We start from the raw sequence: 20,469 nt of genomic DNA on the forward strand, positions 1-20,469 counted from the left end.
GACTGGTGGCGGCGGGTCAGTGCGGGGCGGCCGCGGCGCGGGCCGCCGGGGAGGTGGCCAGGTAGCTGAGGGCCTGGCCGGAGGAGCCCTCCTGGGTGGGGTGGTAGCCGCGCTTGAGGTAGCGCAGACCGGAGCGCAGCGACCTGATCGGGTCGGGCAGCATGCCGCGGTTCGCGATCCGGCGGGCCTCCGCCCAGGTGGGCCGGATCCGTCCGTCCAGGCTCGGGTCGGCGGCGAGCAGGAACCGCACGCCCCGTACCCAGAGGTGGACCAGCAGCGGCCCGGAGACCGCCATCCCGCGGACCCGGCGCAGGTAGCCCGGGTCGAGGTGGACCATCAGGTCGTAGGCGACGCTGCGGTGCTCGACCTCCTCGGCGCCGTGCCAGCGCAGCAGGTCGAGCATGGTGGGGTCGGCCTTGGCCCGGTCCAGACCCGGGGAGTTGAGCGCCCAGTCGCCGAGGAAGGCGGTGAAGTGCTCGATGGCGGCGACGAAGGCGACCCGCTCGATGATGTTCTCCCGGCGCTGACGGGCGTTCAGTCCGCTCCGCTCGCCGAGCACCCGCTGGAACAGCCAGGCGATCTGCCGCACGTACGGGCGGGGGTCCAGGCCCTGCGCCAGCAGGTGGTCCAGCACCTCCTGGTGGGCCTCGGCGTGGATCGACTCCTGGCCGATGAAGCCGAGCACCTCCTCCCGCAGCTGGTCGTCCCTGATCAGGGGCAGCGCCTCCTTGAACACCTTGACGAACCACCGCTCGCCCTCGGGCAGCAGCAGGTGCAGCACGTTGATGGTGTGGGTGGCCATCGGCTCGTCCGGGATCCAGTGCAGCGGAAGCTGCGACCAGTCGAACCGGACGTCGCGGGGTTCGAGGACGAGGCTGTCGTGGACGGTGGGAGCGGCGGTGGAGCGGGGCATGAGGGCCCTCCTGACCTGCGGGTGGCGGCTCGACTCTGGGCAACTTACTCGCGGGTAGAGCGGCGGACAAGAGTTTCGGCGAGCTTATTTACATCGAGTCTAATAGTCCGGAGGTGCCCGGGCCCGCCGCTCCGTGAAACGGCGAGGCCCCGCCGGACGGGCGTCCGGCGGGGCCTCGCGTACCGGTCCTCGCTCAGACCGCCATCGCCAGCAGCAGCGGGGTCGCCCGCCGGGCCAGGAGTTCGGCGGCGCTCTTGAGGCGGTGGATGTTGTCGACCGGCATCGAGGTGGCCAGGCAGCCGACCGTGCTGCCGGCCGTGATCGGGACCGCCGCGCAGACCGTGCCGAGCGCGTACTCCTGGATGTCGAGCACCGGGACGGTGGACAGCTGGCGCTCCAGACGGTGCATCAGCTGGTCGGCGTCGACCACGGTGCGCGAGGTCAGCCGGGCCACCGGGTGCCGGGAGAGGTGATCGCGGCGGCCGTCGTGGTCCAGCTGGCTGAGCAGGCACTTGCCGATCGCGCTCGCGTGCGCGGTGGCCCGGAAGTCCACCCACTCCTGGACGGCCGGGGCGTGGTCGGCGGCGGAGACCGCCTCGACGGACAACTCGCCCTCGTGGTAGCGGCTGAAGTAGACCGCCGCACCCAACTCGTCCCGCAGCTCGGCCAGTTTGTGGTTGAGCCGGACCCGGACGAGCTGCTCGCGGTTGTACTGCCCGAGCAGCGCGAAGGTGCCCCCGAGCACCCAGGCCTCGTCCTGGACCTGGAGGTAGCCCTCGGTCTCCAGGAACTCGGTCAGCCGCCGGACGTCCGGCAACGGCAGCGAGGTCTCCCGCGCCAGACCGGCGGTGGTCACGCCGCCGGGGTGCCGGTCGACCGCCTCCAGCAGTCTCAGCGCGTGCTGCAGGGAGCGGTACGGGCCAGGGCCACCCTGGTCCAGCGTGGCCTGACGACCCCTGGCCGGTGTCGACATGACGTCCCCTTCCGATGTCCCCGCGCGGACCGGCCGCGACTCCTACCAGCCTAACCACCGGGGAGCGCCGGTAGTTGCCGGTCTGCGGATTATTTGCGCAGGTGATACGGACACAGCTGCTTGGCATATGCCAGAAGGGGGACCGGCCCACCGGACGGGCCGGTCCGGCGCCGGTGATCGGGCGGCGGCGGGGCGGCGGGGCCCGGGACGCGGACGTGGCCCCTCCCCCACTGCCCAGGGGGGAGAGGCCACGTCCGCGGTCGGCCGGGGGTGGGCCCCGGCGACCGGTGAGGGTGGGTCGTGCGGTCGGTGTCAGCCCTCGTCGCCCGCGCGGAGCTTGGCGACGGCCGCCTCCAAGCGGGCGCCGTACTCCTCGTCGGCCGCGTGGAAGTGGGCGAGGTTCTTCTCGACGACGTCGTCCCGGGTGACCTGCGCCAGGAAGCCCGCGAGGTTGTCGATCAGGCGGCTCCTCTCCCCCGCCGACATCAGCCGGTAGAGCTCACCGGCCTGGAAGAAGTCGTCGTCCTTGGTGTGGGCCGGCGTGCTGTAGGTGCCGGTGTGGCCGTCCAGCCTGACCGGCGCGGCCAGCGCGTTGTCGGTCTGCGCGGGGCCGTCGTACGAGTTGGGCTCGTAGTTCTTGTCGCGGCCGGAGCTGTTGACCGCGGCGAGGCCGTCGCGCCCGTAGTTGTTCGCCTCGGTCGCCCGGGGGGCGTTGACCGCGAGCAGGGTGTGGTTGACCCCGAGGCGGTAGCGCTGGGCGTCCGCGTAGGCGAACAGCCGGCCCTGGAGCATCTTGTCCGGGGAGGGACCGATGCCGGGCACGAAGTTGTTCGGCGAGAAGGCGGCCTGCTCGACCTCGGCGAAGACGTTCTCCGGGTTCCGGTTCAGCACCAGGCGCCCGACCTTCTGCAGCGGGTAGTCCGCGTGCGGCCACACCTTGGTGAGGTCGAAGGGGTTGAAGCGGTACTCGGCGGCCTCGGCCACCGGCATCAGCTGTACGTACAGCGTCCAGGACGGGAACACACCACGCTCGATGGCCTGGTGCAGGTCGCGCTGGTGGCTGTCGGCGTCGGCGCCGAGCACCTGTGCGGACTGCCCGCCGTCCAGCGAGCGGACGCCCTGGTTGGTCTTGAAGTGGTACTTCACCCAGAACGCCTCGCCGGCCTCGTTGACCCACTGGTAGGTGTGCGAGCCGTAGCCGTTCATGTGGCGGTAGGAGGCCGGGATGCCGCGGTCGCCGAAGAGCCAGGTGATCTGGTGCGTGGAGGCGGGCGAGTGGGCCCAGAAGTCCCAGACGTTGTCCGCCTCCTGCACGCCGGTGAACGGGTCGCGCTTCTGCGAGTGGATGAAGTCGGGGAACTTGATCGGGTCCTTGATGAAGAACACCGGGGTGTTGTTGCCGACCAGGTCGTAGTTGCCCTCGGCGGTGTAGAACTTCAGCGCGAAGCCGCGCGGGTCGCGCACCGCGTCGCTGGAGCCCAGGTTGCCGGCCACGGTGGAGAAGCGCAGGAAGACCTCGGTGCGCTTGCCGATCTCGGCCAGGAAGTCGGCGCGGGTGAACCGCGAGACCTCGTCGGTGACCTCGAAGTAGCCGTAGGCGCCGGAGCCGCGGGCGTGCACGACGCGCTCCGGGATGCGCTCACGGTTGAAGCGGGCCAGCTTCTCCAGGAGCTGCTGGTCCTGGATGAGCAGCGGGCCGTACTCGCCGGCCGACGCCGAGTTCTGGTTGTCGGCGACCGGGGCGCCGGCCTCCGTGGTCAGGATCTTGGACATGAGAGGGTCCTTCAGGTCGTTAAAGGCGTTGCGTGGAGAAGGAGGAGACGGTCGGTCGGGGCGGTCCGGGGGCGGCGCCGCGGACCGGGCGGGGCGCCGGGGCGAGGTGTCGGTCGGGCCCCGGTCGTGTCCGACCGTTCGCGTCGGATCGGCGCCCGGCGCCGCGTGCCCGGCGGGGTCGCGCGTCCGGTGGGGTCGCGCGTCCGGCGGGAGTGGTCGGACCCGGCCTAGACGCCGAGCAGGCGCCAGATCGCCGAACGGCGGCGGGAGGACTGCTCGCCGTCGGGGCCGTCGGCCGGCCGGAGCGCGGAGACGGCGGCGGTGGTGGCGGCGGCGTCCGCGAGCGGGCGGGCGGCGGTCAGCGCGGCGGCCTCCTCCGCGTCGAGGCCGGCCTCGACGAGGGCGGTACGGGCCTCGCCGGCCACCAGGGCGTTGAACCAGCGCAGCGCGAGCGCGGCGCGGCCGGGTTCGGTGAGCCTGCCGGTCAGCCGCAGCCGGGCCAGGCCGCCGTCCGGGTGGACGTTGATCCGCACGTGGGTCACCGGGCGGCCCGCGTCGAGGCGGAAGCGGTGCCGGGTGTCGGGCTGCAGCCGGGTGCGCGGGAGGATCTCGAACCAGCCGTCGGCGTCGGCGGCCGGGTCGCCTCCGGCGGAGGCGTCGTAGCCCACCAGATCGGCCCAGCCGGGGGCGTTGGCGACGAAGTGGGTGGTGTCCACCTCGGCGGCCAGGACCTCGCCGCCCCCGGCCAGGGCGATCCGTACCCAGTCGTTGGCCTTGTCGCGCCGACGCCGGGTCTCCCAGCCCTCGCCCATGACGGAGGCGCGGCCGGGAGCGTTCAGGTTGTGCGGGGAGGAGAAGTAGCGGTCCGAGGCGGCCTCGGCGACGCCGCCGTACTCCTGGGCGGCGAGGTCGAAGGTGAGGCCGTCCAGCTCGCGCGGGTCGGTGAGCACCTCGCCGTGCACCCGCAGGCGGGCCACACCGCCGTCCGGCCAGATGTTGAGGCGTACGTGGGTGTAGCGGGTCCCGTCGGCGACCTCGAACTCGTGGGTGGTGTCGCCGCGCAGCGCGGTGCGCGGCACCAGGTCGGTCCACTCGGCCGCGTCGAGCTCCTCGACCGACGGGTGGCCCGGGATCGAGGCACCCTGGACGGAGGCCGTCTCGGGGTAGTTGCCGGTGAAGTGCGCGGTGTCCACGACCACGCCGCGGATCACGCCGCCGGCGCCGAGCCGCACGACCGCCCAGTCGTGGTCCTCGTCGGTGGGGTGCGGCTGCTCGGCGCTGACGCCGCGGCGGCGCTTGCTCTCCCAGCCGTCCATGATCTGGCCCTTGTGGCCGAAGGTGTGCGCGCGGAACTCGGCGGGCTTGGCGACCAGCAGGTTCTCCGCGTCGGCGAAGGTGTCCTCGTTGGTGGCGACCACCCCGGCGCCGAGCAGACGGGAGGCCAGATTGACCAGCTCGGTGAACGGAGCGCTGGGGGTCCGGTCGGTGCTCATCGGTGCGTCTCCAGGGTTCGGGAACGGGTGATCTGACGGCCGAACGGCTCGGCGTCCACGTCCACCACCCGGCCGCGGAGCCAGGTGGTGCGGACGGCGCCGGTCAGCGCCTTGCCCGCGTACGGCGTCACGGGGTTGCGGTGGTGCAGCGCCTCGGCGCGGACCGCGAAGGCGCCGTCCGGGTCGAAGGCGACCAGGTCTGCGTCGTTCCCGACGGCGATGGCGCCCTTGGTGCCGGTGAGGCCGACCAGCGAGGCGGGGCCGGCGGACATCCAGCGGACCACGTCGGAGAGGCTGTGGCCGCGCTTGCGGGCCTCGGTCCAGATGGCCGGCAGGCCGAGCTGCAGCGAGGCGATGCCGCCCCAGGCGGCGGCGAAGTCGCCGCTGCCGCCGTAGGCCCTGAGCAGCTTGAGATCCGGGGTGGAGGGCGAGTGGTCGGAGACCACCGCGACGAACTCGCCCGCGGCCAGGGCCGCCCAGAGCGCGTCCCGGTTGGACTCGTCGCGGATCGGCGGGCAGCACTTGAAGGCGGTGTCGCCGTCCGGCACCTCCTCGGCCGCGAGGGTGAGGTAGTGCGGGCAGGTCTCGGCGGTCACCCGGACGCCGTCCGCGCGGGCCTGCCGCAGCAGCGGCAGCACGGCGGCGGAGGAGACGTGCAGGATGTGCACCCGGGCGCCGGTGCGGCGGGCGGTGTCGAGCAGCCGGGCGACGGCGGCGGTCTCGGCGTCGTCGGGTCGGGAGGCGAGGAAGTCGCGGTAGTGCACGCCGGGTTGCTGCGGGGCCGCGGCCAGCACGTCCGGGTCCTCGGCGTGGATGATCGCCAGCGCGCCGATCCGGGCCTGCTCGGCGAGGGCGCTCTCCAGGTCGGCCTGCTCGACGTGCGGGAACTCGTCCACGCCGGAGGGGGCCAGGAAGCTCTTGAAGCCGAACACGCCGGCGTCGTGCAGGGGCTCCAGGTCCCCGGTGTTGCCGGGGATCGCGCCGCCCCAGAATCCGAGGTCGACCCAGGACTGGCCCTCGGCGGTCTTCCGCTTGACGGCCAGGCCCTCGACCGTGGTGGTCGGCGGGACGGAGTTCAGCGGCATGTCGATGATCGTGGTGACACCGCCGGCGGCGGCGGCCCGGGTGGCGGTGGCGAAGCCCTCCCACTCGGTGCGGCCGGGTTCGTTGACGTGCACGTGGGTGTCGACCAGACCGGGGAGCAGGGCGGTGTCGCCGAGGTCGGTCAGTTGGTCGTCTCCCGCCGGGAGCGAGCCGTGGACGGCGATCTGCTCGATCCTGCCGTCCCGGACCAGAACGTCGGCGGGCCGCTCGCCGTCGGGGAGGACCACGCGGCGGGAGCGGATCACCACGGTGGCGGGTGGCGTCTCGCTGGGGGGCATCGGGACCTCCGGACTGGGCGGTGCGGGCGTACGCGAGGGGTGGGGAAGGCGGCGGGACCGGGGTGCGCGGCGGTGCGTCGCGTACGGCGGCCATCGGGCGCCCGGGCGGCAGTTGAGGTCTGATCGTCATACTGCTGGCTGCGATTGCTCGGAGCCTAGGGCCGCCTTCAACAAAACGTCAATGTAGGAAGCTACGAGGAAACGAAGGTTTAACGGGAGCGGTCCACGAGGAACGCGGCGGCCAGTCGCTCCCCCGCGACCTCTGCCAGCTCACCCGCCCTGGTCATGCTGTCGCCGGGCTGCTCGGCCAGCTGGGTGAGCGCGATCGCGGCGGCGAAACCGGCCCCGCGCCACTCGTTCTCGGCCAGCTCCAGACGCCCTGCCACAGCGGCCACTCGAACCCCCGCCCGAGTGGCCGCCGCGGCAACGCCGGCGGGGGCCTTGCCGTGGAGCGTCTGCGCGTCCAGGCAGCCCTCACCCGTCACGACGAGGCGTGCCCCACGCACGGCCTCGTCGAAGCCCAGCAGTTCGAGCATCAGCTCGATGCCGGGCCGCATGGTGGCGCCGAGCAGGGCGAGGGCGGCGAAACCGACCCCGCCCGCGGCTCCGGCGCCGGGGGCGTTTCGCAGGTCCCGTCCGCTCACTTCGCCGACCACGTCGGCGAAGCGGGTCAGGCCCTCCTCCAGGATCAGCAGGTCCTCGACGTCCGCGCCCTTCTGCGGGCCGTAGACGGCGGTCGCGCCGCGCACCCCGAGCAGCGGGTTGTCGACGTCGCAGGCGACCACCACCTCCACGCCCGCCAGGACGTCGGCGAGCGGGCCGAGGTCGATCCGTGCCAGCCGGCGCAGCGCGGCGCCGCCGGGGGCGAGCTCCGCGCCCTGCGCGTCGTACAGGCCGACGCCGAGCGCCTGCACCATGCCGGCGCCGCCGTCGGTGCAGGCGCTGCCGCCGAGGCCGAGCACGATCCGCCGGGCCCCCAGGGCGACGGCGCGGCCGATCAGCTGGCCGACCCCGTACGAACCGGCCGCCAGCGGCGCGGTGCGCCCGCCGGGCAGCCGGGCCAGGCCGGAGGACTGGGCCAGCTCGACCACGGCGGTGTCGCCGCGGACGGCGATCGCCGCGTCCACCGGCAGTCCGGTCGGGCCGGCCACCTTGGCGGCCACCCGGGTGAAGCCGGCCGCCAGCGCGGCGGCCAGGGTGCCCTCACCACCGTCGGCGACGGGCAGCTCGCGGACCTCGACGCCGGGTGCGGCGCGCCGCAGGCCGGCGGCGATCCTGGCGGCGACCTCGGCGCCCTCCAGCGTGCCCTTGAACTTGTCGGGCGCGACGACGACATGGCCCTGGGTGGGGGTGGCGGGCATGGCGTGGGCCTCACTTCCGGGTCGGGTGGGGGATCGCCGGCCGGAGGCCGGCAAATCGGCGGGCGGCGGATGATCCGAGTCTGCCCCCGCTTCGTGCGTTCCGGGGCCTGGGTGGGGGGTGCGACCCCCTCCCCGCCGTTCTCCCCCGGCCTTGCGGCCGGGAGACATCCCCCCTCGTCCCGCTTCCGACGTACGAGAGGGGCTCCCCTCGGCGGGGAGGGGGCCGGGCGGCGCGCACGGCACGACCGAAGTGCCCCCGTCAGGGAGGGCGCGCCACCGGCTTGGACGGTCGGCAGGCGAGCGGATGAGCCCCGGCGCGCCTGCCGACCGAGTCCGCCCTCCTGGCGACGCGGGCACGACCGGATAGGTACACGCCGCCAGGAGGAGTTCTCGGGGGCCCGGGGACGCGTCCCCGGGCCCGGGGTCGGCCTAGGAGGCCACGGTGCGGCCGGAGAGGCGCTCGACGCCGCGCAGCAGCGCGGAGTGGTCGAGCGAGCCGTCGCCGTTGGCCCGGGCCGAGGCGACCAGCTGGGCCACGACCGCGCCGACCGGCAGGGCCGCGCCGACCGCGCGGGCGGCGTCCGTGACGATGCCCATGTCCTTGTGGTGCAGGTCGATGCGGAAGCCGGGGGCGAACTCGCGGTTCAGCATGTTCGCCTTCTTGCGGTTCAGCACGGTCGAGCCGGCCAGGCCGCCGCCGAGCACGTCCAGCGCGGCGGCGAGGTCGACGCCGGCGTTCTCCAGGAAGACCACGGCCTCGGCCAGGACCTGGATGTTGACGGCCACGATCAGCTGGTTGGCGGCCTTCACGGTCTGGCCGGCGCCGGCCGGGCCGACGTGCACGACGGTGGTGCCCAGCACGTCGAACAGCGGCTTGGCCTCGGCGAAGTCCGCCGCAGCGCCGCCCACCATGATGGACAGCACGGCCTCGACGGCGCCGGCCTCGCCACCGGAGACCGGGGCGTCCAGGGTGCGGACGCCCTTCTCCGCGGCGGCGGCGGCGACCTTGATCGAGGTCTGCGGGGTGATGCTGGACATGTCGATGACGAGGGTGCCGGCCTTGACGTTCTCCAGCACACCGCCCTCGCCGAGGACGGCCTGCTCCACGTGCGGGTCGGCCGGGACCATCGTGATGACGACCTCGGCGTCGGCCACCGCCTCGGCGATCGAGCCCGCGCTCCGGCCGCCGGCCGCCACCAGGGCGTCGATCGGGGGCTGGGTGAGGTTGTAGCCGGTCACGGTGTGGCCGGCCTTGACCAGGTTGGCGGCCATCGGGCTGCCCATGATGCCGAGGCCGATGAAGGCGATCTTGCGGGAGGCGCTCATGCGGGGCTTTCCTTCGTACGGGGAGGGGTGGGAGGACGAGGGCACCGGGCCCTGCGGTCCGGGACGCGCGGGGCGGGCCACCGCGCGGGGCGGACTACCGCGCGGCGCGCAGCTCGCGGGGCAGCCACTCGAAGCTGTCGGCGCTGACGCCGGTGGAGGGGCGGTACTCCAGGCCGACGCGGCCCGTGTAACCGGCCGCGGCGAGGCGGGCGAAGAGGTCCGCGAAGTCCAGGTCCCCGGTGCCGGGCTCGCCCCGGCCCGGGTTGTCCGCGATCTGGACGTGGCCGAAGCGGTCGGCGTAGGCGTCGATGACGCCGGCCAGGTCCTCGCCGTTCTTCGCCAGGTGGTAGAAGTCGCAGAGGAACCTGGCGTTGCCGAGGCCGGTGGCGGCGTTCACCTTGTCCACGACCTCGATCGCGGCCTCAGCGGTGACCAGCGCGTAGTCCGGCGCCTCGGGCTTGTTCAGGGTCTCGATCAGCAGGACCGCCCCGATGGAGTGCGCGGCCTCGGCGGCGAACACCAGGTTCGCCAGCGCCAGCTCGTCCTGCTCCTCGGGGGTCGAGTCGAGGACCCGGTTGCCGTAGAGGGCGTTCAGCGCCGTGGCGCCGAGCGACTCGGCGAGCGCCACGGCGACCGGGACGTTCGCCCGGAAGCGCTCGCTCTCGGTCGGCACCGACAGGGTGCCCTTGGCGACACCGGTCGCCAGGTCGTCGAGGAAGTTGAGGCCGGTGAGCCGGACCCCGGCGTCGCCGAAGGCCTTGCGGAGCTCGTCCTGCTGCGCCGGGGAGGGCGTCGGGTCGAGGCCGAAGGGCCACCAGAGCTCGGCGGCGGTGAAGCCGGCCGCGGCGGCGGCGGCCGGGCGCTCCAGGAGCGGGAGCTCGCCGAACAGGATCGACAGGTTGACCGTGGCGCTTCCGTCCGGAAACGCGTGCTCGGGGGCGGCAGTCACGTCAGTCACCTTTCACTCTCTTCCGTTTCCTCCTCCGGCCTTCGGCTCGGAGGAGCCCTTTCTTCCACGATCCGGAAGAGGGATTCTGCTTGATGGAAGCATGTCCGCCGAGTCGAGCGAGTGTCAAGGCCGTCGCAACAATTTGTTGAAGCGGCCGAAGCCCGTCGGCCCCCCGACCGTCGGACTGTCGGATCGACCAGCCCCTTCCACCCACCGGACCGCTCGCTAGAGTGGGCAGGTGCGATTGATGGTGGAGTTCACGACAGAACCGTTCGAGCTGGACACGTTGCCCGAGCACGCCGCCCGGGCCCGCCGAGTGGTCGACGAGGCCGGCCTCGCCGTCGCCGTCGGCCCGTTCGGCACCGGCGCGGAGGGTGAGGCCCCGCAGGTCCTGGCCGCGGTGGCCGAGCTGCTGCGGGAGACCCTGGACGCGGGCGCCACCCGGATCTCCGTCCAGGTGAGCGTCCTCGACGACGACACGACCCCGGAAGGAGTGGGCACGCAGTGAGCAGCGCCCCGGAACACCCGCTCGCCGCGGCGATAAAGCCGTTGCTCGACGCGGTCGGCGCCACGCCGGTCGCGGTCGGGGACGCCAAGGCGGACGACGTCCTGCTGGAGTGGGACGGCGCGCCGGCGATCGCCGTGCGCCTGCCGCACCTCAGCAGCGCGCTGGACCGCCTGCTGGCCGAGATGACCCGCCAGTTCGACGGCCGCCCGCTGGACGGGCTGGACCGAGGGGAGAAGCAGCGGGTCGTCGCCCTTCTGGAGGAACGCGGCGCGTTCACCGTCCGGCACGGTGTGGAGACGGTCGCCGCCGCGCTCGGCGTCAGCCGCTTCACGGTGTACAACTACCTCAACCGGCAGGACGGCTCGAAGTCCGGCTGACGCCTCCCGCCAGGGGCCCGGCCGAGCGGTCGGCCCTGCCGGTCGGCCCAGTCTGTCCCCTCGGGGAGTGCGGACGCATTTGGCGAATCGCACACGAAACGGGCCGGTAACCAGGCACGGATCAAAACGTAACCACCAACCGTTCAACAAAGTGTTGACGCCCGGGGGTGGCGGATCTAGCTTTTGCGGGTGGCACCACTCTTCAGGAGGTCCACCCGTGACCAACCACCCCTCAGCACCGACCGACACCGCGTCCGTCGACGCGGCCGGCGCCCTCGGCGCACTGGCGGCGGCCCCGGCCGCCGAGTTGGAGAAGACCCTGCTGGAGATCTGCTCCAGCCCCCGCTGGGCCGCCGAGGTCATCGCGGCCGGGCCCTGGTCCGACGTCGGGGCACTGCTCGCCGCGAACGCGGCGGCGATGGCCGCACTGACGGCCGGCGACCTCGCCGACGCGATGGCGGGCCACGCCCGGATCGGCGAGCCCAAGGCGGGCGACGCCACCTCCGAGCGCGAACAGGCCGGCATCCACGGAGTGGACCGCGCCCTGCTCGACGAGCTGCACGCGGCGAACTCCGCCTACGAGGCCAAGTTCGGCCACGTGTTCCTGATCTGCGCGACCGGCCGCACCGCGGCCACCATGCTCGCCTCCCTCCGCGAGCGCTTCCCCCACGACGCCGCCACCGAGGCGGAGATCGTCCGGGGTGAGCTGCGCAAGATCAACGACATCCGCATCAACCGCCTGTTGGACGGACCACCTGTCTGACCGTGCGTCACTCCTGCCATCAGTAAGGTCACTTCACCCATGACTGGCATCTCCACGCACGTGCTCGACACCAGCCTCGGCCGCCCGGCCGAGGGGGTACCGGTCGAGCTCGCACTGCACACCGAGGGTGGCTGGAAGGTGCTCGGCACCTCCGCCACGGACTCCGACGGCCGGGCCAAGGACCTGCCGGCCGTGGAGGCGGGCTCGGTCGTCCGGCTCCTGTTCGACACCGCCGCGTACTTCGCGAAGGCGTCGGAGCAGAAGCCGTTCTTCCCCGAGGTCTCGATCGTCTTCACGGTCGCGCCCGCGCAGCACCACTACCACGTGCCCCTGCTGCTCAACCCGTTCGGATACTCGGTCTACCGCGGAAGCTAGACCGCTTGATTGATTGGGAGCCACGTCATGGCCCACGTGCTCGGTCAGAACCAGTACGGCAAGGCGGAGAACCGCATCGTCCGCGTCTACCGCGACAGCACCCGTCACGAGATCAAGGACCTGAACGTCTCGGTCGCCCTCTCCGGTGACCTCGACGACGTCCATCTCACCGGCTCCAACGCCAACTGCCTGCCCACCGACACCACCAAGAACACCGTCTTCGCCTTCGCGAAGGAGTACGGGATCGAGTCGGCGGAGCAGTTCGGCATCACGCTGGCGAAGCACTTCGTGGACGAGAACGAGCCGATCCACCGGGCCCGGATCCGGATCGAGGAGTACACCTGGGACCGGATCAAGACCCCGGACAACTCGGCCCGCTTCATCGGCTCGGAGGAGGTCGGCCACTCCTTCGTCCGCAACGGCGGCGAGACCCGCACCTCGGAGATCACCTACGACGGCGAGTCCGTCCAGGTGATCTCGGGCCTCAAGGACCTGGTCGTGATGAACTCCACCAACTCGGAGTTCTGGGGCTACATCAAGGACAAGTACACCACCCTGCAGGAGGCGTACGACCGGATCCTCGCCACCCAGGTGACGGCCCGCTGGAAGTACGGCTTCAGCGGCCGGGACGAGGAGCCCCAGCCGAACTGGAACCGCTCGTACACCCACGTACGGCGGCACATGCTGGAGGCCTTCGCCGAGACCTACTCCTACTCGCTGCAGCAGACCCTGCACTCGATGGGCACCCGGGTCCTGAACAACCGCGCCGAGGTGGACGAGGTCCGCCTGGAGCTCCCCAACAAGCACCACTTCCTCGTCGACCTGGCGCCCTTCGGCCTCAAGAACGACAACGAGGTCTACTACGCGGCGGACCGGATGTACGGCCTGATCGAGGGCACCGTGCACCGCGAGGGCGTCGTCCCGGTCATCCCGGTCGCCTGACGGCCCGCACGCCATGCACACCGCCCGGCATCGCGGCACCCTCCGGCCCCCCGGGGCCGGCCGGTGGCGGGCGCACCGCAGTACCCGCCGTACCCGTCTCACCCGCACCATCTGTTTCTCCACCCCCACCAACCGGAGATCGTGCTCGCCTCACGGCGGCCGGCCCGGGGAGCTGGAGAGGCCGGCCGAGGGACTCTCGTACCGCCGTCCCGCCCTCGGCCAGGGCGAGTTCAGCCAACCTCCAGCGCCACGGGCGCGCCGAGGGCCAGGGGCACAAGAGGGGCTCGACATGGCACTCCGCACCAACAGCAGCACCGACGGCGGTTCCACTCCTGACCGGCCCTCCGGTCCGGGTGGTGGGACGGACATCAACTCCGACGCACCCCCCGGGCCGGCGGTCCACCCCGTGGACGAGCTGCTGCCCCCGGTGAAGCTCGTCTCCACCGGTCTGCAGCACGTCGCCGCGATGTACGCGGGCGTGGTAGCGCCCCCGCTCATCGTCGGCGCCGGTGTGGGACTCTCCCCCACCGAGCTCGCCCTGCTCATCTCGGCCAGTCTGTTCACCGCCGGGCTGGCCACCCTGCTCCAGACCCTGGGCTTCTGGAAGATCGGCGCCCGGATGCCGTTCGTGAACGGCGTCTCGTTCGCCGGTGTCGCGCCCATGCTCGCCATAGCCAACGAGCACGGCCCGAAGAACGCCCTCCCGGTGATCTTCGGCGCGGTGATCGTCGCGGGGATCCTGTGCTTCCTCGCGGCGCCGTACTTCTGCAAGCTCATCAGGTTCTTCCCACCGGTCGTCCAGGGCACCGTGATCACCCTCATCGGGATCTCCCTGCTCCCGGTGGCGGTCAACTGGGCACGCGGCGGCTCGCCGGGCGCCCCGGGCTACGGCTCCGTACGGGCCATCGGCCTCGCCGCGTTCACCCTCGCCGCGGTGGTGCTGTGCAACCGGCTGCTGACCGGGTTCTGGCAGCAGCTGTCCCTGCTCATCGGTCTGGCGATCGGCACCCTGCTCGCCTTCCCGCTGGGCCTGGCCGACTTCGGCGCGGTCAGGGACGCGAAGGTCTTCGCGCTCCCGTCGCCGTTCCACTTCGGCGCACCCGTGTTCGACGCGGCGGCGATCGTCTCGCTCTGCATCGTGATGGTGGTGTCGATGACCGAGTCCACCGCGGACATGCTGGCGCTCGGCCGGATCGTCGACCGCGAGGCCGACGAGCCGACCCTGGCCGCCGGCCTGCGCGCGGACGGCCTGGCCACCGCGATCAGCCCGGTCTTCAACGGGTTCGCGGCCAGTGCCTTCGCCCAGAACATCGGGCTGGTGGCGCTGACGAAGATCCGCAGCCGCTTCGTGGTCGCGGCCGGCGGCGGGATCCTCGTCCTGCTCGGCCTCTTCCCCGTCCTCGGCTCGCTGGTCTCGCTGGTGCCGCAGCCCGTCCTCGGCGGCGCCGGGATCGTGCTCTTCGGCACGGTCGCGGCGAGCGGCATCCGCACCCTCGCGGACGCCGGCATGGAGTCCGGCTCGAACACCGTCCTGGTGTCGGTCTCGCTCGGGGTCGGCATCATCCCGATCGCCGCGCCCACCTTCTACGACGCGTTCCCGGAGGCCGTCCGCACCCTGATGCACTCCGGGATCTCGGCCGGCTGCGTGGCGGCCGTCCTGCTCAACCTGCTCTTCCACCACGTCGGAGCGGCCCGCCGGTCCACGACCGGCGACACGCCCGGCGCGACGGTGCCGACGGCGACACCGTCCTGACCGGTGGGCGGGGCGGTACAAACGCTCCGGACCGTCCCGCCCCCACCCACCCTCCCCCCATAGGAGTTCCCACCATGGCAGTCCAGCCCCCACCCGCCGACCAGCGGATCGTCATCGAGAACGTCGCCATCGCGACGGTCGACGCCAACGACACCGAGTACGCGCGCGGGCACGTCGTCGTCCTCGGCAACAGGATCGAGTCGGTCGGCGACGGCCCCGCCCCGCAGTGGCTGGACAACGTGGTGCGCCGGATCAACGGCGAGGGCCACCTGATCACCCCGGGCCTGGTCAACACCCACCACCACTTCTACCAGTGGATCACCCGGGGCCTGGCCCAGGACGACATCCTCTTCGACTGGCTGGTCGCGCTCTACCCGACCTGGTCCCGGATCGACGACAGGCTCGTGCACGCCGCCGCCCAGGGCTCGGCCGCCGCGCTGCTCAAGTCTGGCTGTACGACCGCCTCCGACCACCACTACGTCTTCCCGAAGGACGGCGGCGACATCCTCGGCGCCGAGATCGAGGCCGTCCAGGAGCTCGGCCTGCGCTTCACCGCGCTGCGCGGCTCGATGGACCGGAGCAAGAAGGACGGCGGCCTGCCGCCGGACCACGCGGTCGAGCGCACCGAGGACATCCTGATCGCCTCCGAGGCGGCCGTGGACACCTACCACGACCCCTCCTTCGACTCGATGCTGCAGATCGCCATCGCGCCCTGCTCGCCGTTCTCGGTCTCCACCGAACTGATGCGCGAGGCAGCCCTGCTGGCCCGCCGCAAGGGCGTACGCCTGCACACCCACGGCTCGGAGACGGCCGAGGAGGAGCAGTTCTGCAAGGAGCTGTTCGGCATGGGCCCGACCGACTACTTCGAGTCGACCGGCTGGCTGGGCGAGGACGTCTGGATGGCGCACTGCGTCCACATGAACGACTCGGACATCGCCAAGTTCGCCGAGACCGGCACCGGCGTCGCGCACTGCCCGTCCTCCAACGCCCGTCTGGCGGCCGGCATCGCCCGCGTCCCCGACATGCTGGCGGCGGGCGTCCCGGTCGGCCTCGGCGTGGACGGCACCGCCTCCAACGAGTCCGGCGAGCTGGGCACCGAGCTGCGCAACGCGCTGCTGATCAACCGCCTGCACGGCAGCCCGAAGGCCCTCACCGCCCGCAGCTCGCTGCGCCTGGGCACCATGGGCGGCGCCCGGGTGCTCGGCCGGCACAACGAGATCGGCTCGATCGAGGCCGGCAAGCTCGCCGACCTCGCGCTGTGGAAGATCGACGGCATCATGCACTCCTCGATCGCCGATCCGGTGGCCGCCCTCACCCTGGGCGCCCTCCCGCCGCTGGCCCTGCTCCTGGTCAACGGCAACCCGGTCGTCGAGAAGGGCAACCTGACCACCGTGAACGAGGACCGGATCGCCCAGGCCTGCGCCCGCGCGGCCAAGGACCTCGCCGCGCGCGGCTGACCACCCCCTCCCGTGCGGCCGCCGCCCCGGCGGCCGCACCCCGCAGACTCCGGGCCGCCCAGGGACGGTGCGTGACCCGGACTCCGTGAGCCCCTCGTGGGCGAGCGGAACGCAGCCCCGGACCCACGGCGAGGGTCCGGGGCTGTGACGCGCCGCGCGGAGCCCCGGGGGTGGAGGGCCCGGGCGGCGGGCCTGGGGACGCGCCGGACGGGCGCGGGCGGGAGGGTGCCGGACGGGCGCGGGCGCGCCGGGTCTGCCCTAAAGGGAAGACCTGCGTGAATCCGGAACCGGGTCGGGTGCCTGAGCCGTATACAACGGTGGTGCTGATCATCCATCAGCACGGGAGCCCGTCGTCACGGGCTCTTCGTCGAGCGCTCACACCCTGGATGGGGACCCCGATGCCACACCGTAAGCCCGCCGTCAGCCGCCGTACCGTGATCGGGACGCTGGGCGCGACGGCGGCCGCCGTCGCCGTCACCCCGCTGACCTCGGTCGCCGCCCGGGCCGCCGCACCGTCGAACCCGCAGGCCGGTGGGCAGCAGATCGTCGAGATCCCGCAGACCCGGTCGCAGTCCGCCGCCGGCGAGGCCGCCACGGCGGTGCAGGCCGACTTCCCGATCGAGTACGTCGGTGTCAGCTGGACCGGCCCGCAGCGGGGCGCCTCGATCCGGCTCCACCAGGACGGCGTGCCCGGCGACTGGCAGGCCCTGCCCACCAGCTGCGCGGGCGGCCCGGACGACCGGCCGGTCGACGCCTCGGGGAACGCGACCGCGCTGGTGACCGCCGGCGGCGCGAGCGGCTACGACCTGCAGCTGCCCGACGGTGCCACCGACGTGCGCTCCGCCGCGATCGACACCCTCCAGGGGCCGGCCCGGCGGGTGAGCCTGCCGCTCACCGCTCCGGTGATGTTCGGCGGCATCCAGTACCTGTCGCGGGCCGCGTGGGGCGCCGACGAGACCAAGCGCTTCAAGAACGGCGTCGAGAACAGCCCCACCAAGTACTACCCGCTGCAGACCCTGACGGTGCACCACACCGACGGGGTGAACGCCGACCCCGACCCGGCGGCCACCGTCCGGGCGATCTACGAGTACCACGCGATCACCCTGGACTGGGGCGACATCGGCTACCACTTCCTGATCGACGAGGCCGGCCGGATCTACGAGGGCCGCTACTCCGGTACCGACCCCCTGCCGGCCCATGACGCCGACGGCAACGTGGTGACCGCCTTCCACACCTCCGGCTTCAACTCCGGCAACCTGGGCATCGCCCTGCTCGGCACCCTCAGCGACCAGCTGCCCACCGAGGCGGCCCGCAGGTCGCTCACGCTGCTGCTCGCCGGGCTCTCGTTCTGGCACGACCTGGACCCGCAGGCCCGGGTCACCTTCGTCAACCCGGTCAACGGCGTGACCAAGGACGTCGACATGATCAGCGGCCACCGCGACTGGCTCGCCACCGACTGCCCGGGCGGGACCATGTACGCCACGCTGCCCGCCCTGCGCGCGGACGTCGCCGGCCTGGCCGGCCACTCCCACTGAGCCCGAGCCGAGTCCGCCGCCTGGGGCTCCCCGCCCCGGGCGGCCCCGGTCGGTCGAAGCGGCCGAAGAGCCTGGGCAGCAGCCCAGCGAGCTCGTCGTCGCCCACGGTTCGCCGGCCGGCTCGCCAGGCGGGCCGACGTCCGTCGGTCCGACGGTGGAGCGGCGGTCCGGCGGGCGGGGTCAGGCCGTCCGGCCGAGGGTGGCCAGGTAGGCGCGCCAGCCGCCGTACGTGGTGATCTCCCGGTGGACGCCCTTCTCCAGCTCGCCGCGGGCCAGCACCATGGACAGGCAGGCGCTGCCGTCGGCCAGCTCGATGACGCCGAGCTCCAGCTCGCGCGGCTCGCCGGGGAGGATGACGTCCCGCAGGTGTTCGAGGTCGACGTCGTACAGTTCGCCCTCGATCGCGGTGTCCGCCCCCGGGGCCGGGAGCAGGCCCGGGCAGACGTCGCCGATGGAGAAGAAGCGGTAGCCGGGCGCGGTGCGCACCGGGCCGATCAGGGCGTCCGACACCGAGTGGTGGAACGGGCCGCCGGCCATCGCCTGGCCGTTGAAGAAGATGCGTGCCATCGGTGGTTCCTCCTGAACGCGCGCGGCGGCCCGGCCGGGGTGGACCTCGCCTGGTCCCCCGGCCGGGCCGCCGGTCGGTGCGTGACGGGTGGGCGGGCGGCTGCGCCGTACGGAACGGCGAAATCGCGACAACCAGTGCTACAGCTTGGACGGCGGCAGCCGGGTTGTGCCCGGATAGATTGGGATCAGCCCAGCAGGGGCAGCGCGGGCAGGGTGAGGAAGTCCGCGAACTCCTCGGCGAGGGCGACCTGTTCGAAGAGCCTGGCGGCCTCCGTCCAGCGTCCACCGGCGTAGGCGGCGTCGCCCAGTTCGGTACGGATCTCGGCGAGGTCGGCGGCCACGAGCCGGCGGACCAGCTCGGCGGTGGCCTTCTCACCGGTGTCGGCGAGCACGACGCCGTTGTGGATCCACTGCCAGATCTGGGAGCGCGAGATCTCCGCGGTGGCGGCGTCCTCCATCATGTTGAAGATCGCCACCGCGCCGAGGCCGCGCAGCCAGGCCTCGATGTAGCGGATTCCCACCTGGACGGCGTTGTGCAGGCCGGTCCGGGTGCAGCTGCCGCCGGCGCCGGCGATGTCGAGCAGCTGGGCGGCCGTGACGGGCTCGGCCGGGCCGGGGTTGTCCTTCTGGTTCGGGCGGTCGCCCAGCACGGCGTCGAACGAGGCGCGGGCGATCGGGACGAGGTCCGGGTGGGCCACCCAGGAGCCGTCGAAGCCGTTGCCGGCCTCGCGGTCCTTGTCGGCCCTGACCTTCTCCATCGCGGCGGCGTTGACCTCGGGGTCGCGGCGGGACGGGATGAAGGCGGCCATGCCGCCGATCGCGTGGGCGCCGCGCCGGTGGCAGGTCTGCACCAGCAGGCGGGTGTAGGCGGCCATGAAGGGCGAGGTCATCCCGACGCTGTTGCGGTCCGGCAGGATGTAGTGCTCGCCGGCGTCGCGGAAGTTCTTCACGATCGAGAACAGGTAGTCCCAGCGGCCCGCGTTCAGCCCGGCGGCGTGCTCGCGCAGCTCGTAGAGGATCTCCTCCATCTCGAACGCGGCGGTGATGGTCTCGATCAGCACGGTGGCGCGGATGGTGCCGTGCGGGATGCCGAGGGCGGCCTGGGCATGGGTGAAGACGTCGTTCCAGAGCCGGGCCTCGAGGTGGCTCTCGGTCTTCGGGAGGTAGAAGTACGGGCCCGAGTTCGGGTCCTGCGCGCCGCGCGCGATCAGGCGGGCGGCGTTGTGGAAGAAGTACAGGCCGAAGTCGAACAGGCCGCCGGAGACCGGGGTGCCGTCGACCAGCAGGTGGTTCTCGTCGAGGTGCCAGCCGCGCGGGCGGACCACCACGGTGGCGAGCTCCGCCGCGGGCCCGAGCGTGTACGACTTGCCGGCCTCGGTGCTGAAGTCGATCCGGCCCAGATAGGCGTCGATCAGGTTGATCTGCCCGCTGACCACGTTCTCCCAGGTCGGCGAGGTGGCGTCCTCGAAGTCGGCGAGCCAGACCCTGGCGCCGGAGTTCAGGGCGTTGACGACCATCTTGCGGTCGGTCGGGCCGGTGATCTCGACCCGCCGGTCCCGCAGTGCGCGGGGAGCCTCGGCGACCCGCCAGTCGCCGGCGCGGACGGCGGCCGTCTCCGGGAGGAAGTCGAGCGTGCCGGCCTCCGCGATCTCGGCGCGGCGGCTCTTTCGTCGGGTCAGGAGTTCCTGGCGGCGCCCTTCGAAGGCGCGGTGGAGGCCGACCACGAAGGCGACGGCCTCCGGCGTGAGCACCTCCTCCGCCCGGGGAACGCGCGGACCGGCCACGGTGACGACCGGGGCGGCGGGGGAGGCGCCTTGGGGCACCCCCAGCCGGAGGCTGGGGGAGGGTCCCTGATCTGCAGCCATGGACAGGACACTCCTTGGACGGTTGAGCTGATGAAGGAAGCTCCGGTGGGATCTTCCCTGATCTGAACCCGCCTACCGACGGGTTGGATTCTGTAAGGTGGAGACTAGTTTCCGCGATACAGAATTTCAACGGTTTGTTGAGGTGATCGCTGGGACT

The 20,469-nt window shown here is 72.6% G+C and carries 17 protein-coding genes and 1 pseudogene; 8 read left to right on the forward strand and 10 right to left on the reverse strand.

Features of this window, described 5'->3' with window-relative positions:
- Positions 1-16 precede the first annotated feature (16 nt).
- From OG823_RS06700 to OG823_RS06735, 8 genes and pseudogenes are all read right to left on the reverse strand, one after another.
- Positions 17-913 (reverse strand): metal-dependent hydrolase, encoded by an 897-nt coding sequence (locus OG823_RS06700; protein WP_371478327.1) that lies wholly within the window; start codon positions 911-913, stop codon positions 17-19.
- Positions 914-1,106: 193 nt separating this feature from the next.
- Positions 1,107-1,886, reverse strand: coding sequence for an IclR family transcriptional regulator (locus OG823_RS06705; RefSeq protein ID WP_371478328.1), 780 nt, complete (start codon positions 1,884-1,886; stop codon positions 1,107-1,109).
- Between the two features lie 312 nt (positions 1,887-2,198).
- Positions 2,199-3,659 (reverse strand): catalase, encoded by a 1,461-nt coding sequence (locus OG823_RS06710; protein WP_371478329.1) that lies wholly within the window; start codon positions 3,657-3,659, stop codon positions 2,199-2,201.
- A gap of 440 nt (positions 3,660-4,099) precedes the next feature.
- Positions 4,100-5,152: pseudogene (gene alc, locus OG823_RS06715) on the reverse strand (allantoicase); the annotation flags it as partial.
- Positions 5,149-6,534: an allantoinase AllB gene (gene allB / locus OG823_RS06720; protein ID WP_371478330.1), complete on the reverse strand. Its 1,386-nt coding sequence runs from the start codon at positions 6,532-6,534 to the stop codon at positions 5,149-5,151. The pseudogene alc and the gene allB, both read right to left, overlap by 4 nt.
- Before the next feature lie 209 nt (positions 6,535-6,743).
- A complete protein-coding gene (locus OG823_RS06725) occupies positions 6,744-7,895 on the reverse strand; it encodes a glycerate kinase (RefSeq protein ID WP_371478331.1) in 1,152 nt (383 codons plus the stop codon).
- A gap of 429 nt (positions 7,896-8,324) precedes the next feature.
- On the reverse strand, positions 8,325-9,221 hold the full coding sequence (locus OG823_RS06730; protein WP_371478333.1) for a 2-hydroxy-3-oxopropionate reductase: 897 nt from the start codon (positions 9,219-9,221) through the stop codon (positions 8,325-8,327).
- A 94-nt stretch (positions 9,222-9,315) separates the two neighbouring features.
- Entirely contained in the window at positions 9,316-10,179 is an 864-nt protein-coding gene (locus tag OG823_RS06735; protein ID WP_371478335.1) for a TIM barrel protein, read from the reverse strand.
- Positions 10,180-10,417: 238 nt separating this feature from the next.
- Here OG823_RS06735 and OG823_RS06740 point away from each other — a divergent pair, with 238 nt between their 5' ends.
- The 8 genes from OG823_RS06740 (at position 10,418) to OG823_RS06775 (ending at position 17,880) form a co-directional block, all read left to right on the forward strand.
- Complete coding sequence (locus tag OG823_RS06740; protein ID WP_371484334.1) at positions 10,418-10,678, forward strand: thiamine-binding protein; 261 nt, start codon at positions 10,418-10,420, stop codon at positions 10,676-10,678.
- A complete protein-coding gene (locus tag OG823_RS06745; RefSeq protein ID WP_371478336.1) occupies positions 10,675-11,055 on the forward strand; it encodes a helix-turn-helix domain-containing protein in 381 nt (126 codons plus the stop codon). The genes OG823_RS06740 and OG823_RS06745 overlap by 4 nt, the downstream gene beginning before the upstream one ends.
- 217 nt (positions 11,056-11,272) lie before the next feature.
- Positions 11,273-11,818: a 2-oxo-4-hydroxy-4-carboxy-5-ureidoimidazoline decarboxylase gene (uraD, locus tag OG823_RS06750; protein ID WP_371478337.1), complete on the forward strand. Its 546-nt coding sequence runs from the start codon at positions 11,273-11,275 to the stop codon at positions 11,816-11,818.
- A gap of 39 nt (positions 11,819-11,857) precedes the next feature.
- Complete coding sequence (gene uraH / locus OG823_RS06755) at positions 11,858-12,193, forward strand: hydroxyisourate hydrolase (protein WP_371478339.1); 336 nt, start codon at positions 11,858-11,860, stop codon at positions 12,191-12,193.
- 27 nt (positions 12,194-12,220) lie between these two features.
- Positions 12,221-13,135: a factor-independent urate hydroxylase gene (pucL, locus tag OG823_RS06760; protein WP_371478341.1), complete on the forward strand. Its 915-nt coding sequence runs from the start codon at positions 12,221-12,223 to the stop codon at positions 13,133-13,135.
- Positions 13,136-13,424: 289 nt separating this feature from the next.
- Positions 13,425-14,888 carry a nucleobase:cation symporter-2 family protein gene (locus OG823_RS06765; RefSeq protein WP_371478342.1) on the forward strand — a complete coding sequence of 488 codons (1,464 nt, stop codon included), beginning with the start codon at positions 13,425-13,427 and terminating at the stop codon, positions 14,886-14,888.
- Positions 14,889-14,962: 74 nt separating this feature from the next.
- Positions 14,963-16,345 (forward strand): 8-oxoguanine deaminase, encoded by a 1,383-nt coding sequence (locus OG823_RS06770; protein WP_371478343.1) that lies wholly within the window; start codon positions 14,963-14,965, stop codon positions 16,343-16,345.
- Between the two features lie 398 nt (positions 16,346-16,743).
- Positions 16,744-17,880: a peptidoglycan recognition family protein gene (locus tag OG823_RS06775; RefSeq protein ID WP_371478344.1), complete on the forward strand. Its 1,137-nt coding sequence runs from the start codon at positions 16,744-16,746 to the stop codon at positions 17,878-17,880.
- 180 nt (positions 17,881-18,060) lie between these two features.
- Here the strand turns inward: OG823_RS06775 and OG823_RS06780 are convergent, their stop codons facing one another.
- Entirely contained in the window at positions 18,061-18,447 is a 387-nt protein-coding gene (locus OG823_RS06780; protein WP_371478345.1) for a gamma-glutamylcyclotransferase, read from the reverse strand.
- A 185-nt stretch (positions 18,448-18,632) separates the two neighbouring features.
- A complete protein-coding gene (gene aceB, locus OG823_RS06785) occupies positions 18,633-20,312 on the reverse strand; it encodes a malate synthase A (protein WP_371478346.1) in 1,680 nt (559 codons plus the stop codon).
- Positions 20,313-20,469: the final 157 nt, after the last annotated feature.

This window comes from Kitasatospora sp. NBC_00315, from assembly GCF_041435095.1.
Lineage (GTDB): Bacteria > Actinomycetota > Actinomycetes > Streptomycetales > Streptomycetaceae > Kitasatospora.

Excerpts from the sequence above, each read along its gene's own strand:
- OG823_RS06700 (WP_371478327.1), bottom strand. The coding sequence starts at position 913 with ATGCCCCGCTCCACCGCCGCTCCCACCGTCCACGACAGCCTCGTCCTC.
- OG823_RS06705 (WP_371478328.1), bottom strand. The coding sequence starts at position 1,886 with ATGTCGACACCGGCCAGGGGTCGTCAGGCCACGCTGGACCAGGGTGGC.
- OG823_RS06710 (WP_371478329.1), bottom strand. The coding sequence starts at position 3,659 with ATGTCCAAGATCCTGACCACGGAGGCCGGCGCCCCGGTCGCCGACAAC.
- allB (WP_371478330.1), bottom strand. The coding sequence starts at position 6,534 with ATGCCCCCCAGCGAGACGCCACCCGCCACCGTGGTGATCCGCTCCCGC.
- OG823_RS06725 (WP_371478331.1), bottom strand. The coding sequence starts at position 7,895 with ATGCCCGCCACCCCCACCCAGGGCCATGTCGTCGTCGCGCCCGACAAG.
- OG823_RS06730 (WP_371478333.1), bottom strand. The coding sequence starts at position 9,221 with ATGAGCGCCTCCCGCAAGATCGCCTTCATCGGCCTCGGCATCATGGGC.
- OG823_RS06740 (WP_371484334.1), top strand. The coding sequence starts at position 10,418 with ATGGTGGAGTTCACGACAGAACCGTTCGAGCTGGACACGTTGCCCGAG.
- uraH (WP_371478339.1), top strand. The coding sequence starts at position 11,858 with ATGACTGGCATCTCCACGCACGTGCTCGACACCAGCCTCGGCCGCCCG.
- pucL (WP_371478341.1), top strand. The coding sequence starts at position 12,221 with ATGGCCCACGTGCTCGGTCAGAACCAGTACGGCAAGGCGGAGAACCGC.
- OG823_RS06765 (WP_371478342.1), top strand. The coding sequence starts at position 13,425 with ATGGCACTCCGCACCAACAGCAGCACCGACGGCGGTTCCACTCCTGAC.
- OG823_RS06770 (WP_371478343.1), top strand. The coding sequence starts at position 14,963 with ATGGCAGTCCAGCCCCCACCCGCCGACCAGCGGATCGTCATCGAGAAC.
- OG823_RS06775 (WP_371478344.1), top strand. The coding sequence starts at position 16,744 with ATGCCACACCGTAAGCCCGCCGTCAGCCGCCGTACCGTGATCGGGACG.
- OG823_RS06780 (WP_371478345.1), bottom strand. The coding sequence starts at position 18,447 with ATGGCACGCATCTTCTTCAACGGCCAGGCGATGGCCGGCGGCCCGTTC.
- aceB (WP_371478346.1), bottom strand. The coding sequence starts at position 20,312 with ATGGCTGCAGATCAGGGACCCTCCCCCAGCCTCCGGCTGGGGGTGCCC.